Source organism: Barnesiella sp. (assembly GCF_022723415.1).
Taxonomy (GTDB): Bacteria; Bacteroidota; Bacteroidia; order Bacteroidales; family Barnesiellaceae; genus Barnesiella; species Barnesiella intestinihominis.
Map to the genome: position 1 here is coordinate 53,463 of NZ_JAIJHU010000010.1, position 11,951 is coordinate 65,413.

The window sequence follows — 11,951 nt, forward strand, 5'->3', positions numbered from 1 at the left end:
ATTTCAGTTTCTTTTTCAAATCCTATCCTCGAATCTCCCGTTTTTCGGAGTTTCATTTATTTTTGAGATACGATAGGCAGATTGAATATTTTTTGAACTTTTATATAGGGAAGGGTAAAGGGAAGGGCGATATATAGCCATATACCGCCCTTCCTCTAAGAAATAGATTTAAATGTCGCTTAGTGCGAAGGGCTTATTTCACAACGACTTTTTGAACTTTTTCGACACCGTCGATAACCGCTTTTACAATGTAAATGCCTTTGGCGGCAGGAGCGGCCATAGATTGTACACCGGCAGCTTCCATTACTTTTTGTCCGGCGAAGTTGTAAACGACAGCGTTTGCCATGCCAGAGAAATAAATGGCATCGCCGCTTACGAATATCTTCACGTTGTCGGTAGCTATATTAGCGATACCCGATTCCGAGTTATTGTCATATCCGTCGGGAGTCATTTTGTAAACGGCAGCTCCGCTACCCGATGCGTAGACAGCGATATAAGCAGCTTCTTTACCGTTTTTGTCGGCTACTTTGGCGATACGGGGCAATGCGGTACGAACAGGGTTCGAAATATCGCCCATACCACCTTGCGGGAATGTCCAGTAATAAGTTGCACCGGCAAAAGTAGGACCTTCGCCCATTTCGATAATATTCCATGCTTGGGCAGGAGTCGTGGCCGTATTGGAAATTACGTATGCGCAGAAAGGTTTGTCGTTCAATGTAAATTCAGAGATACCGTTGTTTCCTACGTTTTTGATAGCGCATTCTTCGGGGGCATCACCTACGCTTTCGATCAAAGAACCGCTCATGTCGTAGAGAGATGCTGCACTATTGAAGCCGTCCAAATAGAAGTAGTCGTTATCGATGATTGAAACACGAGGTCCGGTTCCGTTATCGACAGCTTCTGCGGGATAATAGGATTTGATTTCGATAACTTTGAAATTATAACCTTCATAGTCACCTGTTTGCCCGGCTAATTGTCCGTCTTTAATATCGCAACGAATCACATATTTCCCGCTGCTGACCGGGAACATGAGGATAGCATCTTTCGTAACATCGCCTTTCACGGCAAAATAGTCGACACGATAGCCGTCGAGCAGACCATCTTTGTTGGCCAATTCCATTACTTTGGTGGGCTCTCCGCTCGTCATGTCGATTTTCCAAACGCCGATAGCTTCGCCGTTCAATGCAGTGGACATGTTGAATACAACTACGTTTCCGGCATCGTCTACCTGAATATCGTTGCAAAGGAATCCGGGCGTTTTTTGTTCTTCCATTGGTGTCTGTTGGAATGTCGTGTCGCCGGGAGTGTTTACGATAGTATCGATTTTGGTATAAGTGTAGGTGATTTTAAACTTTTCTGTGTCGAATTGAACATCACGTTTCTTATCTCCGGTTTTCAAATCATAGATTTTGATACCCGTAAAAGTAGCTCTGTACGCAAACAACATTTCGTCTCCTTTAACTGTCATACCACGGGAGTCATTAGCTCCACCTAACTGATCGGCTACTCCCATATTATTCCCGGTAGTGGCAGCTTTCATCCACAAGTTTTCCAATGTGTATTCACCTGCTTTTTCATACGTCGCCGGATCTTGAGCGACCATCGATGTTGCCATACATGCAGCAACCATCCCAAGTAATAATCTTTTCATGATAAAAATAAATTAAATGAATAAATAAATGAAAAATTATATTGCATAATTCAATATATCAGATTGTTAGTGAATCAATTTCAATATCTCTCTTTTTCCGTCGATGTGGACGATGACCGCATAGACTCCACGTACAAGCCCGCTCAATTCGATACGGTCTCCTGCTGCCGGATTTTCCATATCGGCGAAACGCCCGATAATTTGTCCGGATAAGTTGGCTACATCGACCGTTATGTGACGTGCGTCGTTTCCTACGACGAGAGCGGGATTCTCACCCTGTATGACATAACATTTACCCCTCTTTTCGAGAGTTTCCATACCCGATGAATTTTTGAAAGTGAAGGATATTGTATCGCAATATTCCGTTTCGCCTCCTATGTATTCCGAGCGGGCCCGCAGATACCATGTACCGTCGGTCAAGTTGTCGAATTCCGTTTCGTAAGTGAATGCGTTTACAGTCTGTCTTTTTACGTTTCGTATCGGGGTAAACTGGTCGTTGGTGTGTAATTCGATACGGAAGGTGCTGGCGAACGGTTCTTCTGCCCAGCGTACTTGTAAGGACGTGGCTTCGACCGTCGCTCCCTGCGTGGGATATAGAATGACCGGTATGGACGGCTCTTTCGATTCTGTCGTGAAATTCGTCGTTTTACTGATACTTTCTGTCGAGCCTGCGTATGCGGTTACGCGTGCGTAATATTTCGTATTTCCTACCAATACGCCTTCGGGGAGGGTAATGGAGTTTTCGTTATATCGTTGGTCGAGAACTTTACCCATAGAGCGGAAGTCGTCGTATTTGTTTATTTCGAGTCGGTATTCCGTAGCGTTTGGATATTCGGTCCAAGTGATAGAAGGCGTGACGGACACTTCGGTGGCTCCTTTGGTCGGAGATTCTATTTCGAACGGACCGGACTGGAATGCATATACGGCAGAGATACCGTCCGAACAGTTGGTTTTTCGTGTACGAATCCGCCAGTAATAAGTCCCTTTTTCCAAGTCGGGCAGATAGCTCGAAGGGAAAGAAGTACCGGTAGTTTCCCGCGAGAGTATGAGGTCGGTGAATAAATCGTCGCGGGCAATGTCTATATAATAGGAAGCATCGGCGACACTGCTCCACGTGAACTCGTAGTTGCCTATGGCCGTACCATTGTTTACCGGAGTGTTTAATGTCACGGCTGCGCTTGTACCTGTCGTGGCTCCCATGAACAAGGGTGCATACTCGTTCCCGTAACGGTCGACGATGGAAACAGCGTATGTATACCCCGTGCGATAAACTGTCGGTATGGAATAGTCGGTGCTGTATGAGAGCCCCAACAGATAGCGGGCGTCCCGGCAAGCGGTCGTTTGTATCGCATTTTCCGGTACGGCATATACGGCGTATCGCATACCCTCTGCTCCCGTCCATGATAATTGACCGTTAGTGAAAGCGATATTCGATACTAATCCGGGATCGGAGGTCGCTTTCCAGCTGATGGCCGGTATCAGAGCCGGATATTTATAAACGTCCGACCGCAACAAGGAGAGCATTCCCGAAGTATGGGTTACCTTGCGCATGTTGTAGAATACGCTTCCCGGGGCTCCCGTTTCGTCATATGTGCGGTTTACTTTAATTTGATTGACCAGTTCGGAGCCTTTGAACGAAGCGGTTGCGCCATCGACGATGTATTCGTTTTCTTCGGCTGTTTTCCGTTCGATGGGAGAGAGCGTTTTGGAAGAAACTTTTTCTCCGTTTAGATCGAACGATAGCGTACCGGTTGTCGTTTTTCCGTATTTTGATGGCATTTTGGCCGAGCTCAAATCGGATGCCGAATGGCTCGAATAAAAATGACAACCGAATTGCCTTACGATTTGGCTCCACCATTCGGCGATAAGCGTGTAGTCGCTGCTCGATCCTATCGTCCAATAGATTTGCGGCGATATGTAATCGATAGAGTGTTCTTGTATCCATGCCATAGGATCGCAGAAGATATCGTCGTACGCCCAGTCGGAACCTACCGGGGTAGGAGTAACGCCGTATCGCTCGGCTATTGTGGCATCGGTGCACCATACACCGGCGGGAGAGATACCGAATCGCACATAAGGTTTTTCCGATTGAATCATTCGGTAGACCTGAGCGATCAGTTTATTTACATTCTGACGTCGCCAGTCGGCCCGAGAGAGGTTGTCGGGATTGGATTGCTGGTATAATTCGTCGTCCATGTCGTCGGTCGTCCCCGACATGTAGAAATAGTCGTCGAAGACAACACCGTCGATGTCGTAGTTTTGTACGACTTCTTGAATAATGGCGGTGATATGGTCTCTCACTTCCGGCATTGCCGGATTCAAGATAGAACCGTCCGAATAGTCTAAGAGCCATTCCGGGTGAGATTCCCGATAATTTTGAGGCGTTCCGTCCCATTGGTGCAGTACGCTCTCATACCGGTAGGGGTTGAACCATGCGTGAATTTCGATACCCCGTTTGTGAGCCTCTTCGACAGCAAACAGCAAGGGGTCGTACCCCGGGTCCATTCCTCGTGTCGCTACGAGGTCGCTCGACCACGGTTCGTAAGAGGATTTATACATCGCATCGCAACGGCCGCGCACTTGGAAATAAACGGTATTGGCATTGGCTGCTTTTACCGAGTCGAGCAACATGATTAACTCGTCTTTTTGTTCTTGGATTTCTTGCGCATTTCCGGTGTTCGAGATAACGGTAGTTTTCGGCCACGTCAATCTCCATACGGTCGATAACCAGAACGCTCTGACCTCTTTTTTGGGAGTTTGAGCGACTGTCGGGATCGCTAACCAAAAGGTAAACAGTACAATTGCTATTTTTGCGATGTATTTCATATCTAATTAGTTAAGATATTTTTTTTCCGCCGGTCTAACCGACCGGCGGAAAATTATCAGGCTTTTGTTTTAGAATAGGTTCGATAACTCGTTGTTCAGCGCTATACCGTAGACATTGACCCCCGATACGATAGTTTCCAGCTTTTTCGTCGTGGGATTCCAGCGTTTTACTCCCGATGTCTCCGAGCTGCCTTCTTCGGCACGGAGTCCGAAGTAAACCGAACCGTCGGAGCTGTCGAGTACCATTTGACAGACATCGACATATTCTCCTACGCTTCCTTCGCTGTCCGATTTGAAGCTCGCTACGAGATATTTGCTCTCGGCTTTCGTGTTGGTCTTTGTCGCGTCGTTGGCCGTAATATCTGTTAAAGGAACGGCATAGAGTCCTTTGTCTCGAATGACGGCATATAAAATTTGATTGGTGGCATCTATCACGAACGATTTCACGAATTCATCGGGGAAAATCGTAGCATAGGGAGGGTTGGTTCCTCGACTGATGTCCACAGGGCTGATATCGCTTTCTGCAAAACGGAAGATACCGCCTCCGCCGTATGTTTTGCCCCAATACCACAACCCGTCCACTTTGGCGAAGCAAGCATTCATTGCACCGTATTGCCACGGGTTGCCGTAATATTCGAGCCGATTGTTCTGAACGAAATAATCGTATTTGGCATCGCTGGTGCTGAGTGCCAAGTTACGTTCGTTGACACCAATGCGTCGGATACCTGTATTCCGGTCGGCGAAATAGATTTGTTCGTTGTCTATCCAACCGTAGAAAGGATCGTTGAAGGCGGCGTTACCGACATTGGAGAGAACGGTTTCCATACTGCTCCCGTCTTTGGCTACCGCTGTAATTTTTCCGTCACCCCGGGTTCCATCTTCATCGTTGACATACGAGAATTGTGTACCGCAGTCGAGCACGAATAGAACTTCATTATGGAACAGCATATTCAGAGGGTGAGCTCCCGCTTTTACGCCTAAGTCGAAGGGAGAGTTATTACTTCCCTCAGGAACATTATAATCCAGCTTATAGGCCATTACGTTTCCACTTTTTACCGCATAGTAGAGCGTTTTCGATGTATTGGGCGTACCTACTTGTACATTGGCTTTTACATCTTGGAGCGCACGTCCGCCGAGAGTGGTTTTCAACGTGATGGTTTGCGAACCTATGTTTTTGAAGACTAATCGGCCCGGATTTTCGCCGGTATAGGTATTACCTGTTATTTCCGGGTGATCGAGCAAGGTCGTTCCTTCGGGCAATACCCATGTATATTCCGGTTCTTCCGATGCGGCCGGATTTCGTAAGGTCACTTCCAAAGTCACTTCGACGTCGTTGATGACACATATTCTATCATCTTCCGTTTTGGCGACGATCGTAGGTTTAATGTCGTTGATAAGCAAAGGACGAGTCGTATAGTCGTCGCCTACGGTCAATTTTACCTCGTACTGTCCGGGTAAACTGTATGTATGGGTAGGATTAACGTCGGTCGAAGTTTCCCCGTCGCCGAAGTCCCAAGTACATGTACCCGAGATGGCCGATGTATTGGTAAACTGTATGGTGGAACCTACCAGATAGTCGAGTTCGTATCCTTCGTTCGTGATGTGGTAGGTAAACGCTACATCGTCACTGGGATATACATTGTAAGTGGGATCGTTTTCCACACAAGCAGATAACGAAGCCAACAAGACAACCGTCAAACTTATATTTCTTAATGCTTTCATTGTTCTTTCCGTTTCTATTAGTTGACAGTAATATTTTTAATATCGGTATTGCTTATCACACCGTTGGAGTCGCTTACTTGGAATTTGGCGCTCAACGTATAGGTGCAATTGTAGTTTACTCCGTATTCTTTGCCGTCGAAGATGAGTTCGGGCGTGGTTAGAGCTGCAACGATGCCATCGAGCCGGGCTTTATTCTCGTCGGTGATTTCATATACTTCTTCGTTGGCTTCGTTGGTCGTTTTCGTGAAGAGAGCCTCATATTCCTCTTCGGTCATTTTCATGAATCCATCGACAACGATTTTTTTCATGTTCCCGTGGTAATCGGTCTCTATTTGAGTGGTTAGAGCCTCCCGGAAGTTGGTCTCGTAATCGCCGGGATAATAGGTCTTGAATAAAGTTTCGGTAAAATCGGAACTTCCTACACTGGCCCATGTCACGCTAGCCCATGAAGAGGAGACCGGGAAAGTGGCGTCGAGAATGTAGGACGACTTAGCATCGTCCCACGACACGGTTTGAGGATCGAACTCTTTCACCAAATGCGAGGCGACTACTTCGTCGGTCTCGCTTTCGGTATAGGTGTAACTGATGTATGGGCATGTAACGGCACGATTGATCGTACTGCTCACTCCATACCAAACTTGGGCTTTCTCTATCGTACTGCCGTCGGCATAATAGTAAACTCTGAAATCGAGGTCGCTACCGGCGTTCACGGCATCTTTCAGCTCCCAATAAACGTATGCGGTTTGTTGTCCCAAGTCTGCCCAATCGTTTACAGGGTCGTTGATTTCGCAACCCGATAATCCGGCGATTGCCAGCAGAAGAGACGCTATTTTTACTTTGTTTTTCATATCGAGTGTTATTATTTGTTGTAATACTTCGATTCTTTTCTATTTATTGCCAGATCATAGGTTTGCGCAACCATTGATAGTTTTTGTATGCGCCCAGTCTTTCCAATTCGGCTTTGTTGTATTTTTCTTCTGTTTCGGGGTCGTAGTTGATACGGTTGATCCATGCTTTGGGATCGTCTCCCCAATGAGCTTCATAAATATTATTGGGCCGTTTTAATCCGGGATATACATAGGTGTTGTCATATTGTATTCCGTTCTCCTCGCAACTGTAATTGTAGCGACGCATATCGGTCCATTGTTCGGGTTGCAGATAGAGGCAAACATATTTCTGACGCATGATGTGCCCGATGTTGAATCCGTCGGCAGGGAAGTAGGTAGTTACGTAGTTTCCTGTTCCGGTTTCATTTCCCAGATAGTTATTGCGGTAGCGGGTATAACTGCTTCCATAAATCGAGGAAAGATTGAACCGGTCGAAATTAATTTCGGCAGCTTGCATGGTCAATGAACGGGCCGTCGGCTTATCGCCGCTCCAATAAGTAGCTTCGGCTTTGATAAGCAGGAGTTCTTCTTCGAGGAAGAGGGGAACATAACCTGTGTTTTGCGTATAGACCGAAACTTTCTTGCCGTCGACTTCGGGGAACAAGGTGGGGTAGTTATCCACTTTGTAGGAAACGTCCATACCGATATTGGTATCGAGATAACGCATTTCAGTACCGGAATCGCTTGTTCCCGAGGGTCCCGGCCGTGCACTCATGAAAGCGAGGATACGAGGATCTTCCGCCCAGCCTTTCAGGTTGTTATGCGATTCGAATACGCCCAATATATTTTCCATGAAATATTTGGTAGGAACAGCCGAATTCAACATGTTGCCACGTCCTTCCCAGCCGAGACCTCCTTGTTCGGTCGATCCGAAGGCTTCGCCCCACGGAGAATTTTGGGCTCCGTTACCGCCGTCGAAACGATAAAGTACATCTTCCCAACCTTCGAGTGCCCGGTTGACAGCTGTAATGATGGCTTGGCATGTCGCCGCATTGTTTTCCCAATTCGGCAATTTGCGAAGCAATAACCGGGCTTTTAAGGCGTAGGTATAGTGTTTCCATTTATTTAGGTCTCCGGCGAAGACACGGTCGATCGATTGATCGATAGGTATATTGGTCGCGGCTTCGGTATAAGTGGGATCTTCATACATGCCTATCAGCTCTTCTATTTCTTGATTCATCCACTCGTAGATGCTTTCTTGCGTATCGTAGTGCGGACTGTTCGATTCATAGGCTTCCGAACGAGGCATGTCTCCGAATAGGTCGGTTGTCATTTGGGTGGACATTAACCGAAGGGTACGGCCGATGAGTTCCAGATTCCACGCTTGTGCTTCGTGAGCCTCGTCGATGATTTCTTTGGCATTGACACCGATATCGTAGAAGTGGCGACGCCATTGCGGGTGACGGTTCATCGTCAGGAAATCGCCCCAGCCGGATTTGTATGCGAAACTCGACGTTTGGTTACGTCCGCCGGTAGTCAATGTTTGGGTCAGATAAGCGCCGTATTCGGCATGGTCGAATTGAAGTTGAGCCGAGTAGAACAGCACGACAGGTAATACCTGTTGGGGCAGAACCTCATGAGCGGCATCTTCGTTGACGTTGTCGTACAACCAGTCTTCGCAACTTGCGCCCATGAAACTGATTAACAACGATAATATGATAACTTTATATTTATTCATGGTTCCTTGATGTTAGAATGTTGCGTTTATAGTGAAATTGAAACTGCGGGTGGCCGGGATAGACATATTGTCGATACCCATCGTTCCTGTACCGTAGGCTGCCGAAGTTGAAATTTGCGGATCAGAACCCGAATATTTGGTCAACAGGAAGAGATTGCGGCCTGTAATGGAAGCTCTCAATCCTTTAATGTAGGGATTCCCTTTTTTCAAGAACCGTGTGAAATCATATCCTACGGTGACGTAACTCAGTCGGAGATAAGAACCGTCTTCGATAAAATTGGAGCTTACGCCATAGAAATAGGTATTCAGGTTGGTCTGATTCAAAATGATAGGCTTGTTGTTTTGTACATAAGTTCCGTCGGGTTGTGCGACTACACCTTTTACGACTACTTCGCGGTTACGGTAGTTCTCCAACGATTTGTGCATACCGTTGGTAAAGAGCGAGCGTGCGGTTCCATTATATACGTCTCCTCCTACACGTCCGTCCAGTAAGAACGATACAGTCAAGTCTTTCCATCGGAACGTGCTGCTCAATCCCATCAGGAAGTCGGGCTCGCGGTTACCGATATATACGCTCTTGGCCGGGTTGATAATGGGATATCCGTCCTCGTCGATAAGTATTTGTCCGTCGGGAGCACGCATATAGTCCTTGCCTGAAATACCCGTCGTCGAACCGTTTAGATAGGCGGTAGTATAGATATCGCTGAACTGTGTCCCTTGAATTTCGCTCACGTCTTCGGGTAACGATTTTACGACACCCCGATTCAACCCGAAGTTGAGGTTGGCGGTCCATTCGAAATCTTTACTGCGAAGAATGTCTTGACTTAATGTGGCCTCCACGCCGTGATTCTCGATACTACCTTCGTTGCGGACTTGTAGAATAGTTCCCGATGAAGGTGAAACTCTCACGGTTACGATTTGGTTGTTTACCGTAGTCGAGTAGTAGGCTACATCTAAACGGGTGCGGCTGTCGAAGAATCTTAAATCGGCTCCGATTTCCCACGACTTTGTCATTTCGGGTTCCAGCGTAATGGCATAAGAAGCTGTTGGGTCGACACTATATCCTCCGTCGGGGAATGTAGAGGCTTCCCGATAGGCTTTGGTAAATTTGTTGGGAGTAGCATCTTTCCCGACTTGTGCCCAGTTTCCGCGTATTTTACCATAGCTGAACCAATCGTTACTGATGTGGAACAATTCGCTGAAAATTAAACCTGCCGTTACCGAAGGATAGAAGTAAGAAGATTTTTCGGCTTGTTTCAAGGTAGAGGAACCGTCGTAGCGGGCTGTTCCGCTTAATTGGGCGATTCCTTTATAGTCGAATCGCAATTCTCCGAAATACCCGTATTTGTTTTTCTTGGAGCGGAAGTAGGAAATGGGATAGTCGCCCGTTTTCAGCCAGTTTTCGGTATTCGTATTGTTGAAACTGTAATAGTCTCCTTCCAATACGAACTCCTGTCCCGCCATAGTGGCTTCATAGCTTTTGTTGATCATGATTTCGGCTCCGGCCAACAGGTTCATGCTGAAATCTTTGAACAAATCTACTTTGTATGTGGCCAATCCCTGTACCGTGAGTAGTTCGCTGCGGCTGGGTTCGAATTTATAAGAACCGAATTTGTAGAGATATTTGGAAATAACGCTCTCGTCCAGTTCGTCTTTATCGAAACGTGGTTTGGCGTAAGCGTCGGAAGTTGTGTATCCTTTGTCGTATGCGATTTTACCGGTGAAGGTCAAATCCTTTATGGGAGTCCATTCGATCGATCCGTTTAAGATGGTACGTGAAGATTGTGTCTCCCCTCCGTCTTCGTAACGTCCCCAATAAGGGCTTACTCCGGCTGCAATTTTATCGGCGTCTGTAAGGGCATTCCAATTGTCGTAACGACCACCGTCTTCTATGCTGTAAACCGGTTTTCCCAATGGCGTTTTGTACACACGCATATCGTTGTTGATAGGCCAAGTGTAGATAGAACTCATGCTATTGCCGAATGAACGGGATTTCGTATCGATATAATTTAATGATGCATTGATTTTTACCCATTTCGAAGGGGTGAAAGTTGCTTTTAACAAAGCACCCATGCGATTCTTGTAATCTTCGGGGACAACACCGTCGGTAGAAGTGTAGTTGAACGATGCATAAGCTGTGAATTTGTCTGTTCCTCCCGAAGCGTTCACATCGTATTTTTGATATAATCCCGTTCCCAAGAAATTCCCGACGTTATCGTAGGTTCTTTCTCCTTCTTTCAGAAGAGGACCCCAACCTCCGCTTACGGAGTTTTCTTTATAGAAACCGAGATTTCCCGGAGCATATTTCTGTTGAATTTTAGGGATTCTTACGCTGTTGTCGATTTGTACGCTGGCACTACCGTTCACGACGATCTGTCCGGTTTTACCGCTTTTCGTGGTGATTAGGATTACACCGTTGGCTGCTTCCGAGCCGTACAATGCCGATGCAGCAGCACCTTTCAATACGGTCATGTTTTCGATGTCGTTCGGGTTGATGTCACCGGCCGACGAACCGCCTCCACGCATAGGCATTCCATCGATAATAAACAAGGGCTCGTTATTTTGTCCTGAGTTGATGGACGAAATCGCACGAATGATGATTTGGGAACTGGAATTGGGTGAACCTCCACTCCCTGATACTTGCACACCGGCAATTTTCCCTTGTAAAGAATTTACGAAGTTTGCCGATTGTCCAGCAGTAACTTCGTCGGCATTTAGGCTCTGGACGGCGAAGTTCAGTTTTTTCTTTTCTTCCCGAATACCCATCGCTGTTACGACAACCTCGTCTAATTGTGTCGATGACGAGGTTAAAGTTACATTGATGACAGATTGATTTCCAACCTGCACCGTTTTCGGTTGCATACCCACGTAACTGAATGTTAGGCTTGCGTTTTCATTGACTTTAATAGAATATTTCCCATCTAAGTCGGTCGTCGCTCCTTGTGAGGTGCCTTTGACATGGACCGATGCCCCGATAACGGGCAGTCCGTCTTCGGCAGATACAACGGTCCCCGTTACGGTGCGTTGTTGAGCGAAACCTACTATAGCAAATAAGGAAAATAACAGAAGTAGCACCTGTCTTCTCATAATACTGCTTGTTTGTTAATAATCAAGGTTAGTAAATACTCGTTTATAATTTGTTTGAATTAATCATGGTTGATTCTTGTTTTTCGTGGTTTAAATCAAC

At 46.5% G+C, this 11,951-nt stretch carries 6 protein-coding genes; all 6 read right to left on the bottom strand.

Annotated elements, in window-relative coordinates; all coding sequences use genetic code 11:
- Positions 1–193: 193 nt before the first annotated feature.
- Complete coding sequence (locus tag QVD32_RS03690) at positions 194–1,651, bottom strand: hypothetical protein (RefSeq protein ID WP_287710148.1); 1,458 nt, start codon at positions 1,649–1,651, stop codon at positions 194–196.
- 66 nt (positions 1,652–1,717) lie between these two features.
- Entirely contained in the window at positions 1,718–4,477 is a 2,760-nt protein-coding gene (locus QVD32_RS03695) for a family 10 glycosylhydrolase (RefSeq protein ID WP_287710149.1), read from the bottom strand.
- 69 nt (positions 4,478–4,546) lie between these two features.
- Positions 4,547–6,199: a PKD domain-containing protein gene (locus tag QVD32_RS03700; RefSeq protein WP_118687383.1), complete on the bottom strand. Its 1,653-nt coding sequence runs from the start codon at positions 6,197–6,199 to the stop codon at positions 4,547–4,549.
- 17 nt (positions 6,200–6,216) lie between these two features.
- Complete coding sequence (locus QVD32_RS03705) at positions 6,217–7,047, bottom strand: hypothetical protein (RefSeq protein WP_008861335.1); 831 nt, start codon at positions 7,045–7,047, stop codon at positions 6,217–6,219.
- 43 nt (positions 7,048–7,090) lie between these two features.
- On the bottom strand, positions 7,091–8,764 hold the full coding sequence (locus QVD32_RS03710) for a SusD/RagB family nutrient-binding outer membrane lipoprotein (protein WP_021891811.1): 1,674 nt from the start codon (positions 8,762–8,764) through the stop codon (positions 7,091–7,093).
- A 12-nt stretch (positions 8,765–8,776) separates the two neighbouring features.
- Complete coding sequence (locus QVD32_RS03715) at positions 8,777–11,851, bottom strand: SusC/RagA family TonB-linked outer membrane protein (RefSeq protein ID WP_250794352.1); 3,075 nt, start codon at positions 11,849–11,851, stop codon at positions 8,777–8,779.
- Positions 11,852–11,951 lie beyond the last annotated feature (100 nt).

What these genes read in the sequence shown, in the direction of transcription:
- QVD32_RS03700 (WP_118687383.1), bottom strand. Translation starts at nt 6,199, where the DNA reads ATGAAAGCATTAAGAAATATAAGTTTGACGGTTGTCTTGTTGGCTTCG.
- QVD32_RS03690 (WP_287710148.1), bottom strand. Translation starts at nt 1,651, where the DNA reads ATGAAAAGATTATTACTTGGGATGGTTGCTGCATGTATGGCAACATCG.
- QVD32_RS03705 (WP_008861335.1), bottom strand. Translation starts at nt 7,047, where the DNA reads ATGAAAAACAAAGTAAAAATAGCGTCTCTTCTGCTGGCAATCGCCGGA.
- QVD32_RS03695 (WP_287710149.1), bottom strand. Translation starts at nt 4,477, where the DNA reads ATGAAATACATCGCAAAAATAGCAATTGTACTGTTTACCTTTTGGTTA.
- QVD32_RS03710 (WP_021891811.1), bottom strand. Translation starts at nt 8,764, where the DNA reads ATGAATAAATATAAAGTTATCATATTATCGTTGTTAATCAGTTTCATG.
- QVD32_RS03715 (WP_250794352.1), bottom strand. Translation starts at nt 11,851, where the DNA reads ATGAGAAGACAGGTGCTACTTCTGTTATTTTCCTTATTTGCTATAGTA.